Raw genomic sequence first — 21,630 nt, forward strand, 5'->3', positions numbered from 1 at the left:
GTGTAGAAAGCTTCTTCTCCCTCCTTAAACGAAAAACTAAGTCCTTCTATAATAGATTCCCTAATAATTTCAAATTTATTACCATTATCTCCTGGCTTAATTCTTTCGCCTCCATCTATAACTACCTCTTATCCTTATCTTGACAATCTCATGCAATAATACCGTAAAATATATATAATCCATCATTGATAACATACAAATTAAAGAATTTTTTATATAATTTCATAATATCCTTAATTAATAACTTATATAAATATTAAATGGTGATATGATGTCGAAAAATATTAATATTATTGGCTATATATTACTCACCGTTTTCTTAATATTAGTCCCTGCGTATGGAGAAAGTGTTGATGACTATAAATATAGATTAGGAGACATTAACAAGGATGGTTCAGTAAATATCGCAGACGTTGTATACATGTTTAAGCATTTAAATGATGTTCCAGTATATGATGGGGACTTAAACGCAGATGATAGCGTAGATATTGCAGATGTTGTATATCTATTTGTTCATTTACAGCAGTTAAGTGCACCAATTCACTATGCCAAATTATTAAAAATAACCTACTATGATAAAAATGGAAATATCGTCAATCCATACAATGGAGAACCATATGCATACAAAATATTAGTAGATGCCACAGGACAAAGATTCTTACTAAAAAATGAAAGTGAGCCAATTCCAGCATGGGCTGAAGGAAAATACGATAAAGTAATTAATGTTCCATTAAAAAGAGTTGTAGTAATGAGTTCCACACACATTGCCTTAATGGAACCATTAAACGATGATGGTTCAGTTATTGCCTCAGTGAAGGGAATAATGTGGGGTCATATGTATAAGTGGTACTTTGATAATATCAAAGAAGGTTTAGAAAATGGTTCAATAATTGATGTAGGTTCAACATACAATCCTAATTGGGACTTAATCCTTAACCTTTCACCACAAGTCATATTTGTCTATCCAGGATACAGTGGAGATGCAATCATTGCAAAATGTAAGGAGTTAAACTTAACATATGTTGCAGATGCTGAATACTTAGAAGATTCCTATCTTGCAAGATGTGAATGGGTAAAAATGTTTGCAGCATTCTATAATAAAGAAAATGTAGCAAAAGAGTACTTCACAAGAATTGAAAAGAATGCATTAAATGTTAGAAGAATTGTAAGTAAAAGTACTACAAGACCATTAGTGGCTTGGGGTAAGAATTATCCAAAATGGGGAGGAACTTATGTTCCAAGAGCTCAGTCATATGTTGCTAAGGGTATAGAGTTCTGTGGAGGAGATTATATATTCAAGGATCTTCCAGGAACAGGTAGTGCATGTATAGATTATGAAACTTTCGCAGAGAGAGCAAAAAATGCAGATATTTGGGTAGTACCTTCAAGTACTACATGGTTAACAACATTCAAAGAAGATGATCCTGGATATGAATACTTCAAAGCAGTTAGAGATGGAAGATTGTTCTGTATAAGTGACGACTACTGGCAACTTGGATTAATGAATACTGATCAAGTATTAGAAGATTTAGCAACAATCATCCATCCAGAGCTATTCAAAGGAAGAACTACTCACTACTTCTTAAGATACTATCCAGATAATAATACAGCAGTACCATATACAGCAGGATAAAATAATATCCTCACGCTATATTCTCCTCTCCTATTTTCAACTTTTAATAAATTTTTAAAAGGTGAGTATCGATGAACTGGAAGATGGTATTATTACCAATCTTAATTTTGAGTTTTATAGCAGGAGTTTATGGAGAAAATATAATTGTAGAGTTAGTTCCATCAAATTTGACAGTTACATTAGGAGAGAGTTTTAATTTAACATTGAAAGTAGAAAATATCCCAAATGGAACAATATCTAATGGTTATGAAAATTACTCTGGATACTGTGGAGGTTTTGAGACAGTAATTTATTATAACCCATCTGTACTAAATATAAGTCAAAATGATGTGATTTTAAGTAATATAGCCAATACTGCATCTTTAAAAAATGTAAGTGTCGAAAATGGATCAATATCAATAAAATTAGTATGGTTGAGTAACTATCCATCTGGAAACTTTACAATCGCTACTTTAAAGTTTAAATCAGTAAATGTATCAGATAATGCAACAGTTTCTTTACAAAATACTGTAGTATCCACTTCAGATGGATATAGTTACAGTAAAATAGGAGTAAATGTAACTTTAAAGAATGCTTATATTAAAATTATTGAAAAACCTATTGCTGATTTAATAGTTCCTAAAGTTATAAAAGCAGAACTTGGAGACAATGTAACAATTCCAGTAATTGTATCTCCTAAAGAAAATGAAACTGTAAAGTTAATTAAAGGATATTTATCATATGATAAAAACTTCTTAAAACCAATAAGTGTTAAATCAGACGTAGGAACAGTTTACTTCAACAGTTCAAGTGGTTTCTTTGAAATAGATAACATAAATCAATCTAACAATTTCACAATAGATATTACTTACAATGTAATAAATGTTGGTAATACAACAGTAAAATTAGATAATGTCTATATGGAAGATACAAATGGTAGTTTTGTAAGTGGTATTACTTCCAACGCTACTGAAATAGTGATTCCTGGACCAGATTTAGTTTGTAAAATTATTCCAGTGTCCTTAAAGGCTTATGAAAACAACACTATTCCAGTAGTAATAAAGAATATAGGAGAGAGAAATGTAACAAACAATTTCACAGTTACCTTGTATGCAGATACATTTGAGGTAGGTTCATGTATAGTTAATGGATTAGATGTGAATCAAACTAAGGAAGTAAACTTTACATTCATGCCTACCGAAGAGAAAAACTATACACTTGTCGCTGTAGTTGATACAAACAACAATGTAAAAGAGGTTAACGAATATAATAACAAATATGTTTGTAATTTATATGCTGTTGAGTTACCAATTAGTGTAAATTTAGAATCTTCAACAAACTTAACAAAAACAGAATATACCTTCGAAGTAAATATTACACTAAACAATATAACTCCTGAAAGACCTGCAAAGGCTATACAAGGAGTTTTAACATATAATCCAAATGTAGTAGAGTGTATAAATTTCACATTCATGATAAAACCTTCTGAAGTAAATGGAACATTCTTAGAAAATGTAACATATGAAAACGGAAAAGTATTATTTAAGTTAATGGATGGAAATATTAACCATTCAATTGTCATAGCTACTGCTAAATTTAAAGCAATAGATGTAGGTAGTACAAATATTGGATTATCTGATGTAGTAGTCTCTGATATAAATGGATATAAATTCCATAAGGTATTTACTAACAATTTAAGTATCATTGTACAAGGGCCAAACCTTAAAATAGTTAATCTGAGTGTTCCAAATCCTTCAATATATAGAGTACCAACAACAATAAATGTTACAATAACAAACAATGGACACCAAGATGTAAATAAATCATTTAATGTTGCATTGTATGCAGATACCGAAGAAATTGGAGAAGTAACTGTTAATGGGCTAAATATTAGCCAGGTTAAAACAGTAACCTTCAATTGGACTCCAAATGATATACATACATATACAATAGTTGCAGTAGTACATCCAAACAATGTAATTAAAGAAGAAAACGAAAGTGATAACAAAGTTGTTAAAGAAGTAAAAGTTATTGAAATTCCAGTATGGGTTTCAGTATATAATACAACCCCAGTAGTAAATGGAACATTTAATGCTACAATAGAAGTTAAAGGTATTGAAAACAAAAGACCTTGTGGAGGTTATGAAGGTATCTTAATTCTTAAAAACTTAAAAATTGAAAATATACAACTACTTGGACCAGAGTCCTGTACGAACTATACTATAAACAATAATGAGTTAATGTTTATGGGATTCAATTTCACAGCATCAGGAACCTTTAAAATAGCAAATATAACATTTAAAATAGTTAATGAAAATGACAATTACTCAGCAATTTTAAAGAATATAATATTATCAGACAAAGACGGATATAGATTTAGAATGGTATTTGTTAATAATACTATATTAAATAAGGAATTAAAAGAAGCTCTTAAAGGATTGCTAATTGAAGCAGATGTGCTTGATAAAATAAATATTGATAATATTAAATTAGAGTCTGCAGGTAACATTAATATAACAATCTTGCCTATTAATATTGATAATAAAACTGATGAAATAATAATACCAAAAGTTAGTGACAATATTTCAGTAAATATTACAGACAATATATTATCAACAATAACATCAGTTTATTATGAAGCTGAAACCTTGTATGAGATTACTAAGTATATAGATAATGAAAATAAATTTAACGAAACATTAGATATGATTGTTAAAGATGTTAAACCAGTATTATATGTAGGATATAATATAACAAATATAACAAAAGAAGAGCCAAAGAAAATTGGCAATAAATTAATATCAACTATAAAATTAAAAGTAGAAAATACATCCAAAGGATTCATAATCATAAGAATGCCTATTGGTAAGTTAAATGTAGAAAATATCATTGTAAATAATGGAACTGAAAACATAACACTAAAAGAAAATGACATAAACAGTAAAATAGGATGGTATAGAATACTCAATGATGGTATATTAGAAATAACCTTACTTAAAGATCCTGAAATTTATATAGAACTTTCTGCAACACTACCAGTAACAACTACAACAACCTACAGTAGTGGAGGAGGATATATCTTAACAGGTGGAACAAATATTCCATATCCAGATGTAGCGAGAGACATAAAATCGTTAAAGATTAGAGAAATAGTACATAATTCATTAGTAGTAGTAGGATCAGAGATTGATTTGAATTTATCAGCAAGATATCTCAAGGCTATAAATGAAATAAACCTGACAAAGAAACCAATAGAAATAAATAGAGATATGATAATAATAGGTGGGCCAATAGCGAATCCAGAAGCTAAGAAGTATATGTGGCTATTCCCAGTCAAAGTAACTAATGACTATCCAGGAAAACACAAAGGAGTTATAGAAAAACAAATAATAAATGGACATTTAGTTATTCTCTTAGCAGGTTCTGATAGATGGGGTACAAAGGCAGCAGTAGAATACTTCAAACAATTAGATGATATTCCAGATGAACCAATATTCGTTGAATGGGTTAATAATACAGCCATAAGAATTGAAAAACCTTAAATTTTCTTTATTATCCTATTTTTTTTCATCTTTACATCAAATTTTAATTTTACTAATTTTAAAAAACCTTATATATTTTATTTTTCTTATTTTTTATTTAACATTTGAATTATAATATTCAAATTTTTAGTTATTAAGTATTAGAGTTGATACTATGAAATTTACGATAGTGTTAGGGACAAGGCCAGAGATTATAAAGCTCTCACCAATAATTAGAGTTTTAGATAAAACTAACATAGATTGGAGTATAATACATACTAACCAGCATTATTCTGAAAATATGGATAAAATATTTTTTGAACAGTTAAATTTACCAAAACCAAAATATAATTTGGGCATAGGTTCTGGAACTCACGGAGAGCAGACGGGGAAAATGTTAATTAAAGTTGAGAGAGTTCTTTTAAAGGAAAAACCTAATGTTGTTATAGTTCAAGGGGATACAAATACAGTTTTATCTGGAGCATTAGCCGCTTCAAAATTAAATATAAAAATTGCTCATGTTGAGGCAGGATTAAGAAGTTTTGACAGAAATATGCCAGAAGAAATAAATAGAGTATTAACAGATCATATTAGTGATTATCTATTTGCTCCAACTGAACTTGCTAAAAATAATTTATTAAAGGAAGGTATTGAAGAAGATAAAATTTTTGTTGTTGGCAATACTATTGTAGATGCCACATTACAAAATTTAAAGATTGCTGAAAAAAATGAAAATGTTTTAAAGTTTTTTAACTCTTTTAAAAATAATGATTATTTTTTACTAACATTACATAGGTCAGAAAATGTTGATAATAAAAAAAGATTAATAAATATTATAAAAGGTATCTTAGACTTAACAAAGATTTATGATGAAAGTATTATTTTTCCAATTCATCCAAGAACTAAAAAAAGATTAGTTGAATTTAATTTACTAAACAAATTAAAGAATAATAGAAAAATAAATATTATTGAGCCCATAGGATATTTAGAATTTTTAATGTTAGAAAAAAACGCTAAATTAATTTTAACAGATAGTGGTGGAGTCCAAGAAGAGGCATGTATTTTAAAAACTCCTTGTATAACTTTAAGAAACAACACTGAAAGACCTGAAACTTTAAGTGTTGGAGCAAATATTTTAGTAGGAGATGATAAAGAAAAATTAATTAATGCAGTTAATCTTATGCTTAATAAAAATAGAAATTGGATAAATCCATTTGGAGATGGAAAAAGTGGTGAAAAAATTGTAAAGATTCTAATCAATAAAATAAATTAATAATACAATCATTAAGGTGGTATTATGGGTAAATTATTATTAAAAACTCCATGCACAACTTGGACCTTTGATAATTTAATGGCTTGTGTATTTGGAATAAAGATCTCTGATGTTAAGGTATATTTTGATATTTTAAAAAACGGACCCTCAAAGATAAATGAAATTGCTGAAAGAATTAATAGAAATAGGAGTACTGTTCAAAGATCTGTTCAAAATCTAATGAATGCAGGTTTAGTAAAAAGAAAGCAGGTGAATATAAAAGAAGGAGGCTATTATTTTATTTATGAAGCAATTCCTTTTGAAGATGCTAAAAAAATCATAAAGAAGACGATAAAAGAGTGGTGTAACAATATGGAAAAATGGATTGATGAATTAAAATTTGAAGATGTTATTGAGGAGTATTTCAAAGAGCAATAAATTTTGGTAGATAATATGAAGATAATATTCTTAGGAACTGGAGCGGCAGTTCCATCTAAAAATAGAAATCACATTGGCATAGCATTTAAGTTTAAAAGTGAAGTGTTTTTGTTTGATTGTGGAGAAAATATACAGAGACAGATGCTATTTACCGAAGTTTCTCCAATGAAGATTAGTCATATATTTATAACTCATTTACATGGAGATCACATATTAGGACTTCCCGGGCTATTACAGAGTTTAGGTTTTTTTGGAAGAGATAAGGAAATCAATATTTATGGACCAGTAGGTTTAAGAGAAGTTATTGAGAGTTCTTTAAAGTTGGGTTATCATATTATTGAATATCCAATAAAAGTATATGAGATTTCAGCAAAAGAGCCATTAAAAATTCTCCAATGTGAAGATTATGAGATAATTGCCTATCCTACTAAGCATAGTGTCCCTTCTTATGCATATATATTTAGAGAGATTAAAAAACCTCGATTAGATCTGGAAAAAGTTAAAAAACTTAAAATAAAAATAGGGCCTGACTTAAAAAAACTGAAAAATGGAGAGCCAGTTAAAAACATATATGGAGAAATTATAAAACCAGAAGAAGTTTTACTTCCTCCAAAAAAAGGTTTTTGCTTAGCTTATAGTGGAGATACACTCCCATTAGAAGATTTTGGAAAATATTTAAATGAATTAGAATGTGATGTATTAATTCACGAAGCAACATTTGATGATTCTGAAAAAGAAATAGCCAAAGAGAACATGCATTCAACAATTGGAGATGCTGTAAATATTGCCAAATTGGCAAATGTTAAGGCGTTAATATTGACTCACATTTCAGCAAGGTATGATAAGGAAGAATACTTTAACCAATATAAAAAAAATGTTAAACAGTATAATGAGAACTTTGAAATTATTATCAGCAATGATTTAGATAGTTATGATGTAAAAGATTTATTAAGGTGAAAAAATGAAAATATCAATATTGGGAGGAACTGGAGACCAAGGATTTGGTTTAGCTTTAAGGTTAGCTAAAAACAATAAGATAATAATTGGTTCAAGGAAAAAAGAAAAAGCAGAAGAAGCAGCTAAAAGAGCTAAAGAGATATTAAAGCAGAGAGGAATTGAGGCAGATATCGTTGGATTAGAAAATAAAGATGCTGCAAAAGAGGGGGATGTTGTTATTTTATCAATACCTTATGAATATACATTATCTACAATAAAACAATTAAAAGAAGAACTTAAAGGGAAAATTGTTGTTTCTATTGGCGTTCCTTTGGCAACAGTTATTGGTGATAAACCAACAAGATTATTGTTTCCACCAGACGGTTCTGTGGCTGAAATGATACAAAATGTATTAAAAGAAAGTAAAGTAGTTAGTGCATTCCAAAATGTTTGTCATGCAGTTTTAGAAGATTTAGATAATCCAGTAGATTGTGATATTTTAGTTTGTGGAAATGATGAAGAAGCAAAAAAAGTAGTTATTAATTTAGCAAACCAAATTGATGGTGTTAGAGCAATAGATTGTGGAAATTTAAAAAAATCAAGGATAATTGAGTCAATAACTCCATTATTAATTGGATTAAATATAAAATACAAGGCAAAAGGCACTGGAATTAGGATTACTAATTTGGAGATTTAATTATTCTTTAATTAATTCTACAAGTTTTTCTATATTTTTTATTCCTTTATCAAAATCATTTAAATTTAAAAACTCATTTTTAGAATGAGCATACTCTAATTTACCAACTCCATAAATCACAACATCTGCATTTAAAAATTTGTTTATATAGTATGCTTCACAAGTCGCATTAAAAAAGGATATTTCATAATATTTGGATAATTTATCTATTAGTTCTTTATTTTTTAGCATGTAAAAATCTGCATAATGTCTCCCTAAATTTAATCTATTTTTTATATACTTTGAGTATTCTTTGTTATCTAAAAAATTGGAAATTTTATTTATTATATCTTCTTCCACACTTCTAACATCAAATAAAACATAGGCGTAGTCAGGAACTATATTACTCTGAATTCCTCCCTTTATCATAGTAGGAGTTATTGAGGAACTGTATATTTTATCAACTTTAATTTTTTTTAAAGGAATATTTTTTAAGTCCAAGATAACCTTACTTAAAATTTCTATGGGATTTATACAATTATTAACTGATGATGCATGCATAGATTTACCAAAACTTTCAACAACATACTCAAACCTCCCTTTGTGTCCGATACAAACTTTTAAGTCTGTTGGCTCACTAACAATTCCTCTAATTTTTTTATTTTTAATTTTTCTTTTTAAATATTGACAAAAATTATAAATTCCATTAGATTCTGTTTCTTCGTCGGGGGAGATAACTAATAATGATTTATCGCTATTTAAAAAAGCGTGAATCATTAAAATAACATTTGCCTTGGCATCTATAACCCCAGTTCCATAAAAATATTTATCATCTTTTTTAAAATCTAATTGAACTTTTACAGTGTCTATATGTGAATTTAATATTACATCAAAGTTTTCTATATTATCTTTATATGCTACAAAGCATCCTTCAACAACTTTATTATCTATCCCTAAGTTATTAAAAAAATTTGATAAATATTTAAATGCTTTTCTAACTCCAATTTTGTTGTCAGTTTTTATTTTTATTAAATCTTCAAGGATTGGTAGATAGTCCATAAATATCATCTCATAAATTCTACCTTAGTTCCAATAAGTTTATTTAAATCAATATTCTTACATTTAAATTCAAGCATTGATGTTGAATAATTTTTACAACTGTATGTTTTCCAAGGTTTTAATCTAACTGTTTCCACAACTCTATCTTTATCTATGAAAACAACATCAATGGGATAAAACATAAAAAATGTATGAATAGATATTTTTCTTCTTCTATATAGAAAAAGCATTGCCCTATCTCCAATATCTCTAAACATTAAGCCAAAAGCCCTCTTAATAAAATTATCTGCTAATACAACATCAAACTCTAAATTACCTATCCTAACTTTTTTAATTTTATTTTTCATTTTTTTCCCGCTCTTTTTTATTATATGGAACTGGAATATAATAAACTGATGGCTTTGCTCCCATTGGCTGAGGATATAATTCTAACAACTCATAAACTTTTTTTGGAACATTTGTATTAACTTCAATCCCTAACTTTTTTAATTTATTAACTGTTAGGGGATAATCGTGAGTCCATTTTCCTGAAGTAAGTTCCTTAGCAATATATTTTGCTTTTTCTTCACCATATTTATCTTTTAATAATTCATAAACAAATTCTTCCATTTGTTTTATAGCTTTTTTTGATATATCAACTAATATAAGTGTTTCATCATTTACTTTATCTCCTTTTCTATAATATGTTTCTAATATAGATGCCGCAGGATACTGTCCAATTTGTGGATCTACAGGACCCATAACTGCGTTTTTATCCATAATTATTTCATCAGCCGCCAATGCAATTAAACTACCTCCACTCATTGCATAGTGTGGAATTATTACAGTTGTCTTTGCCTTATGCTCTTTTAAAGCCAAAGCTATTTGCTCACTTGCCAACGCTAAGCCACCTGGTGTATGAATAATTAAATCTATTGGCATATCTTCTGGAGTTAATCTTATAGCCCTTAAAATTTCTTCACTGTCTTCTATTGTTATAAATTTATATATTGGTATTCCCAAAAATGTTAAAGCCTCCTGCCTATGTATCATAGCAATAACTCTACTCTTCCTCTCTTTTTCTATCTCCCTTATACATCTTAATCTTCTCATTATTCTATACTTCATCATCATCTCTGGATAAATAAAAAGTAGAAAAAAGAAAAGGAAGAAAAATAAATCCATAGATGTCATTTCATCCCCCTAATATTTTTAGTTAAAGTAAATTTTTAATATATCAATTATGTATAAATATACTTCCTAACTTTATATAATTGTAACAAAATTATTTTATAAACCTAAGTTGTTAAGTATAATATAATTATAATTATTCAATTGGTGAGACCCTATGAGCAAAATAGGACTTAACCCAATAAAAATAAAGACCTTTTCAAAGATTAAAACTTACGATGATACTTTACCTTCATTAAAGTATGTAATATTAGAACCCGCTGGATTTCCAATTAGAGTTGGTAGCGAGAATGTTAAGATTACTGCTGATGATCCAAAACTCTTCAATATTTATGCGAGAGACCAGTGGATTGGTGAGATTGTTAAAGAAGGTGATTATCTATTTGATAATTCAATTCTTCCGGATTATGCCTTTAAGGTTATCTCAACTTATCCAAAAGAAGGAGGTATGATTACAAGCGAGACAGTTTTTAAATTACAAACACCTAAAAAAGTTATTAGGACTCAGTTTAAAAAAGCGAGATTTAGCGAGATTATTGGACAAGAAGATGCAAAAAAGAAATGTAAAATTATTATGAAATATTTAGAAAATCCAAAACTCTTTGGTGAGTGGGCTCCAAAGAATATATTATTCTATGGACCACCAGGAACTGGTAAGACCCTTATGGCGAGAGCATTGGTAACAGAAACAAACTCTTCATTTTTACTAATTAAGGCTCCAGAATTGATTGGTGAGCATGTAGGGGACTCTTCAAAAATGATTAGAGAACTCTATCAAAAAGCATCAGAAAATGCTCCATGTATTGTATTTATCGACGAATTAGATGCCATAGGTTTGAGTAGAGAGTATCAATCTTTAAGGGGAGATGTTTCAGAAGTTGTTAATGCACTATTAACAGAATTAGACGGAATTAAAGAAAATGAAGGAGTTGTTACTATTGGCGCAACAAACAATCCAGCAATGTTAGATCCAGCGATTAGAAGTAGATTTGAAGAAGAAATTGAATTTAAACTACCTAACGATGAGGAAAGATTAAAAATTATGGAGTTATATGCTAAAAAAATGCCTTTACCAATTAAAGCAAACTTAAAAGAATATGTTGAAAAAACTAAAGGATTTAGTGGAAGAGATATTAAGGAGAAGTTCTTAAAACCTGCTTTGCACAAGGCTATATTGGAAGATAGGGATTATGTTAGTAGGGAAGATTTAAATTGGGCTTTAAAGAAGATTTTAAGTAATAGAAGAGAAGCTCCACAACATTTATACCTCTAACTTAATCAAATTCTTCGAAATAGTTGTCGTAGTGTGTGATTAAATAATCTTCAATAATCCAAAGTTCTTTTTTATGTTTTCTATATAGATTTATAATCTTTTTTATGACATCTTTGTTATTTCTTTTAAAGATTTCATCTAATATTATATTTAAAGATTCAACTACATCAGAATCGTTAAAGTCTAAATCTGCATTTATCATCTCATAAATTATTTTTAGTAATTCCTCATCTTTTGCTTTTTTAACAAACTGATTTCTTAAAAATGATTTAAATATATAAATGTTTTTTCTATCTAAGGGGATTAGTTTAAGTAATCCAATACCTTTGTTAAATAAACTGTCTTTATTTAGGAATTCTTCCCAAAGATAATTTTTTATAATTAAATTTTTTATAATTTTTAAAAGATCTTCTTTACTTTTATTCTCAAAATTTTTAAAAATTTCTTCTGCATCTATGTAGTTATTGTTTTTATATGCTTCAATTAGGGCATATGCATGTTTGCAGTTGTATTTATATGGGCAGGAGCAATATCCAAAATAATCCTTTAAATCAACCTTAACTTTATAAATATCGCCACCAACAACTTCTCCATATAAAAAATCTCCAAATTTTATACAATACTTAACTAATCCATTTCTATAATATTCTCTACCTCTTTCAATAATTTTAATATCATAATGCATAGTATCACAAGAATAAAATATTAAAATCCATATGTAAATGAATATATACTAACTGCAAAGATAAGTGATATAATATAGATTATAACAATCTCAACAACTACTGCTATTATCCATGCTAAAAATGCCTTACCCCATGAAGTATCAAATATTGACTTTATTACATATATATAGACAAAGATTCCCACTATTATTCCAATAACAATTCCAATAGAATGCCCTAAAAACACAATTTCAATAAATAAAAATGCAATAAATGATAAAATTTTCCCTGCAATAACCGCTATTATAGATTTTAATAGTGTAGCGTTTTTTATATTTACTATCTTACATCCTAAATATAAGAAAATACCTTCAATCACAATAGATAAAATAAGCATTAACAAAATGAAAAATAACATACCAATACCAAGAGCCATAAGCATCATTATCTCTCACCTTACTCTAAATATTTTGATAGTATTTTTAAAAATATTGGTAAAATATAAAAAATTACTACAAAACCAGCAATAAATCCAGTTATAAACCTCAATTCGTTAAAACTTTCTCTCAATCCAATTAATTGTGTAGTTCCATCTATTGCCATAGGAGTTAATGCAATTATTAAATATATCTTATTTGGAACTTTAAAATCATTTAAATTTTTTATAAAAGGATATATAAAAATTCCTAACAATATTCCAGTGTATATTCCAAAACATCTGGCACATACAGCCATCTTATCTCCAAAAATAAAAAAACTTCTCTGTGGAAGTTGGTGGCATATTGGTGAGTATATTGTATAGATATAAATTGAAATTAATCGAAAAATGTCTGAATGCTCTCCTAAGTATGCAGTATATGGCGCTAAAAAAATTCCTATATAAAAGATTATAAAAGATATTGCTATTAATATATAAATTATTAAGTTTCTTTTCATTTTATCATTAATTATTTATTTTTTATAATTACATATAAGATACCTCCAATAGCCCCAAAAATTGCTCCAAATATAATACTAAAAATTAATCCTATAATTATTGAGTAAGTTCCTGCTAAAAATGTATAAGGTCTAAATCCTATTATTAAAATACGTAAGAGTATTGCAATAATACCCCCTATAACTCCACTAATAGCACCCACAAGACCACAATTTTCGTAATCTAAATTACCTCCTGCATTTACATAAAAATGAGCAGCAACAGATCCTCCAACAATATAACTCAAACAACAAATAAATCCTAAAACACCATTAACAATACCACCAATAATAGAGGGATTCAACATTTTTTCTTTATCAAAGGTTACCATAACTTCACCTATAAAATTCTACTACCTTATTAATGTATAGTTGGAGATATTTAAATAATTTTCTATTTAATAAATTTACTTTTCTATTCTTTTTAAAATACAAGTAACAAACTTTTTATACAAAATTAAGATTTATTTTTAAGGACTTTAATAGTAAGTTGGTGATAAAATGATAATCAAGGGTAGAGTTCATAAATTTGGTGATGATGTTGATACTGATGCTATTATTCCTGGTCCATATTTGAGAACTACTGACCCTTATGAATTGGCAAAATACTGTATGGCAGGGATTGATGAAAATTTCTCTAAAAAGGTTAAAGAAGGAGATATAATTGTTGGAGGAGAAAACTTTGGATGTGGTTCAAGTAGGGAACAAGCTGTAATAGCAATAAAATACTGTGGAATTAAGGCAGTTATAGCAAAGAGTTTCGCAAGAATTTTTTACAGAAACGCCATAAATATTGGTCTAATTCCTATAATTGCAAACACTGATGAAATTGAAGATAGAGATATAATAGAAATTGACTTAGATAAAGAAGTTATAAAAATCGTTAATAAAAACAAAACTATAAAGTGTAAGGTTCCAAAAGGTTTAGAATGGGAAATTCTGAACGCAGGAGGGTTAGTTAATTATTTTAAAAAGAAAAAAAGGTGCTAAACTATGCTTTTAGAACTAAATGGATTACACGCAGGTTTAAGGTTTTCATCTGCCCATATTGTATTTGGACATCCAACTTGTGGGGTTATTCATGGGCATTCATACTATGTTGATGTAAAAATTAATGGAGAAAGATCTGGAGAATTCAACTTTGTCTGTGACTTTAAAATAATTAAAAAGATTGTAAAAGAGATTTGTGATAGTATAGATCATAAATTAATACTTCCAAAAAATCATAAAGATGTTTATTATGAGTTGAGAGACACAACCCTATATTTTAAATATAAGAACAAAGAATACTCTATTCCTGTGGAAGATGTGATTTTATTACCTATTCCTTCCACCACTGCTGAGGATTTAGCAATATATTTTGCTAATGAAATTTCAAAAAAATTAAAAGATCTCGGTTTTTCTAATATAAATTGGATAGAAGTCTCTATCAACGAAGGAATAGGACAGGGTGCATGTTATAGAATGTATTTAAAACCATAGAGGGGGATTCACCCCTCTATTGGGATACTCTCCCATAAGCTTGTATATTTTTAATTTCCATGGGGCTTTGCCCCTCTATGGTTATGAGAGGTGAAATAAATGGATAGAATATTAGAGAAGGTTAAAGAAAGATCAGAGATTCCAGTATATGATAAATCTATTGAGAATGTTTTATCAGCAATATTGACATCAGAAGATTTTTGGAAAATTGTTGATTTGAGTGAAGAACCTCTTCCATTAGTAGCTGACATTATAAGAGTTTTAGAAGAGGAGGGATTATTAAAAATAGAAGATAGTATAAAATTAACAGAAAAAGGTTATGAATTTGTAAAAGAGTATGGAATTAGTAAAAAGATGGACGATATATGTGAATGTTGCGAAGGGAGAGGTGTTTCTTTAAAGAACTATAAAGATTTATTAGAAAAGTTTAAAGAGATTGTTAAAAATAGACCTTTGCCAAAACACGAATATGATCAAGGTTTCGTCACTCCAGAATGTACAGTTTCAAGAATCGCTTTAATGAATTCGAGAGGTGATTTATTCAATAAAGATGTTTTAGTTTTAGGAGACGATGATTTAACAAGTATTGCCTTAATGCTTTCAAATCTTCCAAGAAAAATAGTAGTTGTAGATATTGATGAGAGATTAATTAATTTCATAAAAGAAGTTGCTGAACAGTTAAACTATAAAAATATTGAAGTTATAACCTTAGATTTAAGAAAACCACTTCCAGAAAAGTATAGTAGAGCATTTGATACATTTATTACAGATCCTCCTGAAACTGTATATGCAATAAAAACATTTATTGGTAGAGGAATTTCAGCATTAAAAGGAGAAAGAAGAGCAGGATACTTTGGAATTACAAGAAGAGAGAGTTCCTTAGACAAGTGGAGAGAAATTCAAAAAATATTATTAAATGAGTTCAATGTAGTTATAACTGATATAATTAGGAATTTCAATCACTATGTAAATTGGGGCTATGATGAGGAAACAAGAGCGTGGAAGTTGGCTCCAATAAAGAAAAAACCAAAAGATATTTGGTATAAGTCATATATGTTTAGAATAGAAACATTAAAAGATAGTAGAGGTTTTGAAGAGGAAGTAGATATTGGAGATGAGTTATATAATGATGCCGAAAGTTCAACAACATAAAAATTAAAAAAGATTAAATATTTTCACATAGGTATTTTAATGCCTCTTCTTCCATAAAATGCAATTTTCCTGGAATTATTATTGAATGTAAAGGTTTTCCAAAATCATAATTAATTAAATCTTTTATTTTTCCGTAAACTAATTTTGGTTTTAAACTACCCAATCTTGCAACTACTACAACCTTAGTTTCTTCACTCAATACATTTTCTTTTTTTCTATTTTCCAATTCTAATAAAATTTTTAATCCTTCGTTAGCAGTCATAAATCTTTTTTCATTTTCTTCTATCCTTATATCCAATAAACAAAGAGTATGTAATCCTCTCTCTAAGTTTTCTTTTATTACATTATATGGAGTTTCTGGGAAATAATTTTCCTCTGGGAAGACAATTGATGTAGTTTTGCCAAATTTATATAATTGTAATCCAGTGATTCCTACTGCTGAATAAATTGACGGAGCATTTATAATTAAAACTTCAATTCCTCTCTTTTTTGCCTCAATTGCCAAATCTATATGGGTTGTTGCGACCATAGGGTCTCCAGCAGTTAGAAACATTACATCTTTGTCTTTTGCTTCCTCTATTATTTTATAGCCTTCATATTCAACATCTTTTCTACTTAAAACATGTATTTTTTTACCTAAAACTTCCTCTATTTTTTCTATAGTTGTGCCAGTTAAAACAGATGTGTAAAATTCTGCATAAATTTTATCTACCTTTTTAGCAAATTTTAAAGTTTTTAGAGTCATATCATTTTCATCATATAATCCTAATCCAGCAAAGATTATCATATAACATCACCTACAATAAATTAATAAACATTAAAAACAGTAGGAGCAAAATTATATAATATTTAATGGTGATGTAATGGACAACTATTACTACATATTTTTTATAATTTTATCGATAATTTTTATTGTTCCAAACTTATTAAAGAGATTTAATATTCCTGCCATAACATCTATAATGATTGCAGGAATGATTATAGGTCCTTATGGATTAGGAATTTTACATTTAGATGAAACTTTAAAAGTGCTTGCTGATCTTGGAGCAATTATGTTAATGTTTTTAGCAGGTTTGGAAGTAGATAACGAAACTTTAAGAGGAGAATTTAAAAACTCGCTAATTTTAAGTTTATCTTCTTTAATAATTCCAGGAATTGGAGGATATTTAGTTGGACAATATTCAGGCCTTGGATTTATTGGAAGTTTATTGTATGCAGTAATTTTTGCCTCACACTCTGTTGCTATTGTTTATGGAATTTTAAATGAGTTAAATATGGTTAAAACAAGATTGGGTACCATAATATTAAGTGCTACAATTGTTGTTGATTTATTAACTTTATTGCTACTTTCAGTAGTTATAAAGTTAGGAGTTGGAAATAAAAATATAGGAATGTTCTTATTAGAGGCATTTTTATACATTGTTATATTATTATTGGTAATTCCTTATGTATCTAAGTATATTCTTAAATTATTTGAAAAACTTCATGCACAAAGAATTCATTATGTTCTATTTATTATTTTCATAGCAATAATAGTTGGAGAATCTATTGGAATTCATCCAATTGTTGGAGCATTTATATGTGGAGTTGCGGTTAGTGAAGCATTAACTAAAGAAGAACACGACGAATTATTAAATAAAAACTTAAATGCAATTGGTTATGGATTTTTTATTCCAATATTTTTTTTAATTTTAGGAATGGAAACAAATATTGGAGTAGTTATTAATTTAAATAATTTAGAACTCTTATTAATCACATTAATTTCAGCAATAGTTTTAAAATTTATTTCAGGTTTATTTGCTTTAAAATTACTAAAATTTGATAAAATAAAAGGTATTTTTGGAAGTTTATTGACAATACCAAAAATTTCGGCCTCATTAGTTGCAGCATCAATTGGAAAAGAACTTGGTTTAATAAATAATAGTATATTTGTAACAATTGTAACACTATCTATAATAACCTCTGTAATAACTCCAATATTAGCAAAACATATATTTGTAAAGAGATGTAAAAAATAAAATTAATTATTAACCTAATTTTATTACTCACTTTTTAAATGAACTGTATATGTTGGGAACGCAAACTCTAAACCTTCCTTTTCAAATTCTCTTTTAATTTTTAGATTTACTTCATCAATTGTATTTATATATGTTTGATAACCAGTATATTTATTATTTCTAATATAATAAACAACCTGTATATTTAAACTCCAATCACCATACTCTTTAAAATAAACTGTTATTGGTTCATTTTCAACATTTGGATGATCCAATAGAATTCTTTTAATTATTTCCTTTGCTTTAATAATCTCATCCGCCGTTGTATTATAAGTTAGTCCAATAGTCATTGTAACTTTCCATTTATTTTTTGATGGTGTAGTTTGGATTATATCATCTATTAACTTAGAGTTTGGAACTACAATAATAGAATTATCTATTGATCTAATTTTTGTGCTTCTTATTCCAATATCTTCAACAATCCCTAATCCTCCACTAAAATTAATCCAATGTCCTATTTTAAAAGGTTTATCAGTTAATATTATCAATCCAGCAATTAAGTTTGAGACATAATTTTGTGATGCTAATGCAAATGCTAAACCACCAATACCTAAACCGGCAAGGAGTGTTTTTATGTCATATCCTAAATTACTCAAAATAAGCATTAATCCAATAAACCATATAAATAATCTGATAGATTTTTTTATTAATATTATAACTTGTTCATCAACATCTATCTTTGTTTTTTTAGAAATTGTATCTGCTAAGTATCTTTCAACCAATTCAGAAATAAATTTATCAAAGAAAATTACAACACATAATATAAAAGCAACCAAAATTCCTTTATTAATATATAACTTTATAGATGGTGGTAAATAGAGAAAAGAGATTCCTAAATATAATCCTGATAAAATAATACCAATAGCTATTGGTAAAGATAAAGCCCTTATAACGATTTCATCTAATTCTAATACTTTCTTCTTACTAAGTTTATCAGCAATTCTCTCAATTAAAGATTCAATATACCTTCCAATAATTAATGAAAAAAATATTGATAAAAAGCATAATATATAGTTTATAATAGAGTTATGTATTATTATATCATTTATTATCTGAATTACCATGTCTATAACCTTCTTTTATATATTTTTACTAATTAATGCCTTTGGGAAATTTATTTTTAAATATTTTTAATACTATTTTTACAAGTTTTCATATTTATATAATATTTATACTCGGGACTTGATAATATTAAATCATAAGAATTTTAAAAAAATATTATAGTAATATGAAAAATCTCAAAATTGTAATATTACTATAATATTTTTTTAAAATTCTTATGATTTAATATTACTCAGATCAAGATTTTCCCGGGATTCGATATTACTTTTAAAAATAATATAAATGTAAAAATTTATGAATTTTATATTGTTTAACTGTGGAATAATCATGCACAAAACCAAAAAATATATATAGAATTTCATAAACATATAGATACCGAATAAGGTAACATAGTGAGGTGAGAGATATGGCAATGGCAGGAACTCCAATAGTAGTATTACCACAAAATGTTAAGAGATATGTTGGAAAAGATGCTCAAAGAATGAACATATTAGCAGGTAGAATAATTGCCGAAACTGTAAGAACTACACTTGGACCAAAAGGAATGGACAAAATGTTAGTTGATGAATTAGGAGACATTGTTGTTACAAACGATGGAGTTACAATATTAAAAGAAATGAGTGTTGAGCACCCAGCTGCTAAGATGTTAATAGAAGTTGCTAAAACTCAAGAAAAAGAAGTTGGAGATGGAACAACAACAGCAGTAGTTATTGCTGGGGAATTATTAAGAAAAGCTGAAGAATTGTTAGATCAAAATATACATCCATCAGTTATAATAAACGGATATGAAATGGCAAGAAATAAGGCAGTCGAAGAATTACAAAAAATAGCTAAAGAGGTAAAACCAGAAGATACTGAAATGTTAAAGAAAATAGCAATGACTGCTATAACAGGTAAAGGAGCAGAAAAAGCAAGAGGACAGTTAGCTGAAATTGTTGTAGAAGCTGTTAAAGCAGTTGTTGATGAAGAAACTGGAAAAGTTGATAAAGATTTAATTAAAGTTGAGAAGAAAGAAGGAGCTCCAATTGAAGAAACTAAGTTAATTAGAGGGGTTGTTATTGACAAAGAAAGAGTTAACCCTCAAATGCCAAAGAAAGTTGAAAATGCAAAAATTGCATTGTTAAACTGCCCAATTGAAGTTAAAGAAACAGAAACTGATGCAGAAATAAGAATAACTGACCCAGCTAAATTAATGGAATTCATCGAGCAAGAAGAGAAAATGATTAGAGACATGGTTGAGAAGATTGCGGCTACAGGAGCTAATGTAGTCTTCTGTCAAAAAGGAATTGATGACTTAGCTCAGCACTACTTAGCTAAGAAGGGAATCTTAGCAGTAAGAAGAGTTAAGAAATCAGATATGGAGAAATTAGCTAAAGCAACAGGTGCAAGAATCGTTACAAAGATTGATGACTTAACACCAGAAGACTTAGGAGAAGCAGGATTAGTTGAAGAGAGAAAAGTTGCTGGAGATGCAATGATCTTTGTTGAACAGTGCAAACATCCAAAAGCTGTAACAATCTTAGCAAGAGGTTCAACAGAGCACGTTGTTGAAGAAGTAGCAAGAGCTATTGATGACGCTATTGGAGTAGTTAAGTGTGCATTAGAAGAAGGTAAGATTGTTGCTGGTGGAGGTGCTACTGAAATAGAATTAGCTAAGAGATTAAGAAAATTCGCTGAAACTGTTGCTGGAAGAGAGCAGTTAGCAGTTAAAGCGTTTGCTGACGCATTAGAAATAATTCCAAGAACATTAGCTGAAAACTCTGGATTAGATCCAATTGATATGCTCGTTAAGTTAAGAGCTGCTCACGAGAAAGAAGGAGGAGAAGTTTACGGATTAGATGTCTTTGAAGGTGAAGTTGTTGACATGTTAGAAAGAGGAGTTGTTGAGCCATTAAAAGTTAAAACACAAGCAATTGACTCTGCAACTGAGGCATCAGTCATGCTCTTAAGAATTGACGATGTTATTGCCGCAGAGAAAACTAAAGAAGAGAAAGGTGAAGGAGGAGGTATGGGAGAAGAAGAATCTGAATTCTAAATTTTCTAATTTCTAACTTTTTTAGTTTAAATAGTTATTTTCCTAATTTACAAAATCTCTCAATTCCCAATATTTTAGATATTCCAGCAATTGTTGTTCCATAAAAGATAATTCTTTTTTGTATTTTTTAGCCAACTCCCAAATATTTTCAAATGTTCCATTAGAGATCGTTGAACCAGTAACTAAAACAACATCTGAATTTTTTATCAGATCTTCATTATACTTTCCATGAATAATTTTAGTTCCATATTTTATTTTTCCAACA

Annotated in this window: 21 protein-coding genes and 2 pseudogenes; 13 read left to right on the plus strand and 10 right to left on the minus strand. The window is 28.2% G+C overall.

Annotated features, from left to right (window positions below; translation table 11 throughout):
• From HZY31_RS02445 to npdG, 7 genes and pseudogenes are all read left to right on the plus strand, one after another.
• Nucleotides 1–143, plus strand: a pseudogene (locus HZY31_RS02445) (IS6 family transposase); the annotation flags it as partial.
• A 128-nt stretch (nucleotides 144–271) separates the two neighbouring features.
• Entirely contained in the window at nucleotides 272–1,633 is a 1,362-nt protein-coding gene (locus tag HZY31_RS02450) for an ABC transporter substrate-binding protein (protein WP_297317886.1), read from the plus strand.
• Between the two features lie 71 nt (nucleotides 1,634–1,704).
• Nucleotides 1,705–5,154 carry a CARDB domain-containing protein gene (locus HZY31_RS02455; protein ID WP_297317887.1) on the plus strand — a complete coding sequence of 1,150 codons (3,450 nt, stop codon included), beginning with the start codon at nucleotides 1,705–1,707 and terminating at the stop codon, nucleotides 5,152–5,154.
• Between the two features lie 154 nt (nucleotides 5,155–5,308).
• A complete protein-coding gene (gene wecB / locus HZY31_RS02460; protein WP_297317888.1) occupies nucleotides 5,309–6,406 on the plus strand; it encodes a non-hydrolyzing UDP-N-acetylglucosamine 2-epimerase in 1,098 nt (365 codons plus the stop codon).
• A gap of 24 nt (nucleotides 6,407–6,430) precedes the next feature.
• Complete coding sequence (locus HZY31_RS02465; RefSeq protein ID WP_297317889.1) at nucleotides 6,431–6,823, plus strand: helix-turn-helix domain-containing protein; 393 nt, start codon at nucleotides 6,431–6,433, stop codon at nucleotides 6,821–6,823.
• Nucleotides 6,824–6,838: 15 nt separating this feature from the next.
• On the plus strand, nucleotides 6,839–7,780 hold the full coding sequence (gene rnz / locus HZY31_RS02470) for a ribonuclease Z (protein ID WP_297317906.1): 942 nt from the start codon (nucleotides 6,839–6,841) through the stop codon (nucleotides 7,778–7,780).
• A gap of 4 nt (nucleotides 7,781–7,784) precedes the next feature.
• The gene (gene npdG, locus HZY31_RS02475; RefSeq protein ID WP_297317890.1) at nucleotides 7,785–8,456 is read left to right on the plus strand and encodes an NADPH-dependent F420 reductase; all 672 of its coding nucleotides are present in this window, start codon (nucleotides 7,785–7,787) and stop codon (nucleotides 8,454–8,456) included.
• Here npdG and HZY31_RS02480 read toward each other — a convergent pair whose 3' ends face one another.
• The 3 genes from HZY31_RS02480 to HZY31_RS02490 are packed head-to-tail and all read right to left on the minus strand — an operon-like array spanning nucleotide 8,457 to nucleotide 10,667.
• Nucleotides 8,457–9,503, minus strand: coding sequence for a M20 family metallopeptidase (locus tag HZY31_RS02480; RefSeq protein ID WP_297317891.1), 1,047 nt, complete (start codon nucleotides 9,501–9,503; stop codon nucleotides 8,457–8,459).
• Nucleotides 9,500–9,841, minus strand: coding sequence for a DUF192 domain-containing protein (locus tag HZY31_RS02485; RefSeq protein WP_297317892.1), 342 nt, complete (start codon nucleotides 9,839–9,841; stop codon nucleotides 9,500–9,502). Before HZY31_RS02485 ends, HZY31_RS02480 begins: the two co-directional genes overlap by 4 nt.
• Complete coding sequence (locus HZY31_RS02490) at nucleotides 9,831–10,667, minus strand: SDH family Clp fold serine proteinase (RefSeq protein WP_297317893.1); 837 nt, start codon at nucleotides 10,665–10,667, stop codon at nucleotides 9,831–9,833. The genes HZY31_RS02485 and HZY31_RS02490 overlap by 11 nt, the downstream gene beginning before the upstream one ends.
• A gap of 154 nt (nucleotides 10,668–10,821) precedes the next feature.
• Between HZY31_RS02490 and HZY31_RS02495 the strand changes: the two genes are divergently transcribed.
• The gene (locus HZY31_RS02495) at nucleotides 10,822–11,937 is read left to right on the plus strand and encodes an AAA family ATPase (protein ID WP_297317894.1); all 1,116 of its coding nucleotides are present in this window, start codon (nucleotides 10,822–10,824) and stop codon (nucleotides 11,935–11,937) included.
• 1 nt (nucleotide 11,938) lies between these two features.
• Here HZY31_RS02495 and HZY31_RS02500 read toward each other — a convergent pair whose 3' ends face one another.
• The 4 genes from HZY31_RS02500 to HZY31_RS02515 are packed head-to-tail and all read right to left on the minus strand — an operon-like array spanning nucleotide 11,939 to nucleotide 13,909.
• Entirely contained in the window at nucleotides 11,939–12,622 is a 684-nt protein-coding gene (locus HZY31_RS02500) for an SWIM zinc finger family protein (protein ID WP_297317895.1), read from the minus strand.
• 20 nt (nucleotides 12,623–12,642) lie between these two features.
• Nucleotides 12,643–13,047, minus strand: a complete 405-nt coding sequence (locus HZY31_RS02505; protein WP_297317896.1) for a hypothetical protein — start codon at nucleotides 13,045–13,047, stop codon at nucleotides 12,643–12,645.
• Nucleotides 13,048–13,058: 11 nt separating this feature from the next.
• A complete protein-coding gene (locus HZY31_RS02510; protein WP_297317897.1) occupies nucleotides 13,059–13,538 on the minus strand; it encodes a DUF2085 domain-containing protein in 480 nt (159 codons plus the stop codon).
• 11 nt (nucleotides 13,539–13,549) lie between these two features.
• Nucleotides 13,550–13,909, minus strand: coding sequence for a hypothetical protein (locus HZY31_RS02515; RefSeq protein WP_297317898.1), 360 nt, complete (start codon nucleotides 13,907–13,909; stop codon nucleotides 13,550–13,552).
• Between the two features lie 169 nt (nucleotides 13,910–14,078).
• On the opposite strand from HZY31_RS02515, the gene hacB reads away from it, so the two are divergent.
• The 3 genes from hacB to HZY31_RS02530 all read left to right on the plus strand — a co-directional run bounded on the left by hacB (nucleotide 14,079) and on the right by HZY31_RS02530 (nucleotide 16,211).
• On the plus strand, nucleotides 14,079–14,567 hold the full coding sequence (gene hacB, locus HZY31_RS02520) for a homoaconitase small subunit (RefSeq protein ID WP_297317899.1): 489 nt from the start codon (nucleotides 14,079–14,081) through the stop codon (nucleotides 14,565–14,567).
• A 3-nt stretch (nucleotides 14,568–14,570) separates the two neighbouring features.
• Nucleotides 14,571–15,059, plus strand: a complete 489-nt coding sequence (locus HZY31_RS02525; RefSeq protein WP_297317900.1) for a 6-carboxytetrahydropterin synthase — start codon at nucleotides 14,571–14,573, stop codon at nucleotides 15,057–15,059.
• 99 nt (nucleotides 15,060–15,158) lie between these two features.
• Entirely contained in the window at nucleotides 15,159–16,211 is a 1,053-nt protein-coding gene (locus HZY31_RS02530) for a bis-aminopropyl spermidine synthase family protein (RefSeq protein ID WP_297317901.1), read from the plus strand.
• 13 nt (nucleotides 16,212–16,224) lie between these two features.
• On the opposite strand, the gene dph5 is transcribed toward HZY31_RS02530, so the two are convergent.
• Nucleotides 16,225–16,998 (minus strand): diphthine synthase, encoded by a 774-nt coding sequence (gene dph5 / locus HZY31_RS02535; RefSeq protein WP_297317902.1) that lies wholly within the window; start codon nucleotides 16,996–16,998, stop codon nucleotides 16,225–16,227.
• A gap of 76 nt (nucleotides 16,999–17,074) precedes the next feature.
• Between dph5 and HZY31_RS02540 the strand changes: the two genes are divergently transcribed.
• Nucleotides 17,075–18,229: a cation:proton antiporter gene (locus tag HZY31_RS02540; protein ID WP_297317903.1), complete on the plus strand. Its 1,155-nt coding sequence runs from the start codon at nucleotides 17,075–17,077 to the stop codon at nucleotides 18,227–18,229.
• 23 nt (nucleotides 18,230–18,252) lie between these two features.
• Here the strand turns inward: HZY31_RS02540 and HZY31_RS02545 are convergent, their stop codons facing one another.
• Nucleotides 18,253–19,332 carry a mechanosensitive ion channel family protein gene (locus tag HZY31_RS02545; protein WP_297317904.1) on the minus strand — a complete coding sequence of 360 codons (1,080 nt, stop codon included), beginning with the start codon at nucleotides 19,330–19,332 and terminating at the stop codon, nucleotides 18,253–18,255.
• Nucleotides 19,333–19,736: 404 nt separating this feature from the next.
• Here HZY31_RS02545 and thsA point away from each other — a divergent pair, with 404 nt between their 5' ends.
• Nucleotides 19,737–21,365, plus strand: coding sequence for a thermosome subunit alpha (gene thsA, locus HZY31_RS02550; protein WP_297317905.1), 1,629 nt, complete (start codon nucleotides 19,737–19,739; stop codon nucleotides 21,363–21,365).
• Between the two features lie 34 nt (nucleotides 21,366–21,399).
• Here the strand turns inward: thsA and HZY31_RS02555 are convergent.
• Nucleotides 21,400–21,630 (minus strand): annotated as a pseudogene (locus tag HZY31_RS02555) (Rossmann-like domain-containing protein); the annotation flags it as partial.

Origin of the sequence: Methanocaldococcus sp., from assembly GCF_024490875.1 — an archaeon.
Classification (GTDB): domain Archaea; phylum AGJL01; class Methanococci; order Methanococcales; family Methanocaldococcaceae; genus Methanocaldococcus.

Coding starts and splice junctions, on each gene's coding strand:
- HZY31_RS02490 (WP_297317893.1), bottom strand. CDS start 10,667: ATGACATCTATGGATTTATTTTTCTTCCTTTTCTTTTTTCTACTTTTT.
- HZY31_RS02545 (WP_297317904.1), bottom strand. CDS start 19,332: ATGGTAATTCAGATAATAAATGATATAATAATACATAACTCTATTATA.
- wecB (WP_297317888.1), top strand. CDS start 5,309: ATGAAATTTACGATAGTGTTAGGGACAAGGCCAGAGATTATAAAGCTC.
- HZY31_RS02515 (WP_297317898.1), bottom strand. CDS start 13,909: ATGGTAACCTTTGATAAAGAAAAAATGTTGAATCCCTCTATTATTGGT.
- hacB (WP_297317899.1), top strand. CDS start 14,079: ATGATAATCAAGGGTAGAGTTCATAAATTTGGTGATGATGTTGATACT.
- HZY31_RS02540 (WP_297317903.1), top strand. CDS start 17,075: ATGGACAACTATTACTACATATTTTTTATAATTTTATCGATAATTTTT.
- HZY31_RS02455 (WP_297317887.1), top strand. CDS start 1,705: ATGAACTGGAAGATGGTATTATTACCAATCTTAATTTTGAGTTTTATA.
- HZY31_RS02505 (WP_297317896.1), bottom strand. CDS start 13,047: ATGATGCTTATGGCTCTTGGTATTGGTATGTTATTTTTCATTTTGTTA.
- rnz (WP_297317906.1), top strand. CDS start 6,839: ATGAAGATAATATTCTTAGGAACTGGAGCGGCAGTTCCATCTAAAAAT.
- dph5 (WP_297317902.1), bottom strand. CDS start 16,998: ATGATAATCTTTGCTGGATTAGGATTATATGATGAAAATGATATGACT.
- HZY31_RS02495 (WP_297317894.1), top strand. CDS start 10,822: ATGAGCAAAATAGGACTTAACCCAATAAAAATAAAGACCTTTTCAAAG.
- HZY31_RS02450 (WP_297317886.1), top strand. CDS start 272: ATGTCGAAAAATATTAATATTATTGGCTATATATTACTCACCGTTTTC.
- HZY31_RS02530 (WP_297317901.1), top strand. CDS start 15,159: ATGGATAGAATATTAGAGAAGGTTAAAGAAAGATCAGAGATTCCAGTA.
- HZY31_RS02525 (WP_297317900.1), top strand. CDS start 14,571: ATGCTTTTAGAACTAAATGGATTACACGCAGGTTTAAGGTTTTCATCT.
- HZY31_RS02510 (WP_297317897.1), bottom strand. CDS start 13,538: ATGAAAAGAAACTTAATAATTTATATATTAATAGCAATATCTTTTATA.
- HZY31_RS02485 (WP_297317892.1), bottom strand. CDS start 9,841: ATGAAAAATAAAATTAAAAAAGTTAGGATAGGTAATTTAGAGTTTGAT.
- npdG (WP_297317890.1), top strand. CDS start 7,785: ATGAAAATATCAATATTGGGAGGAACTGGAGACCAAGGATTTGGTTTA.
- thsA (WP_297317905.1), top strand. CDS start 19,737: ATGGCAATGGCAGGAACTCCAATAGTAGTATTACCACAAAATGTTAAG.
- HZY31_RS02480 (WP_297317891.1), bottom strand. CDS start 9,503: ATGATATTTATGGACTATCTACCAATCCTTGAAGATTTAATAAAAATA.
- HZY31_RS02465 (WP_297317889.1), top strand. CDS start 6,431: ATGGGTAAATTATTATTAAAAACTCCATGCACAACTTGGACCTTTGAT.
- HZY31_RS02500 (WP_297317895.1), bottom strand. CDS start 12,622: ATGCATTATGATATTAAAATTATTGAAAGAGGTAGAGAATATTATAGA.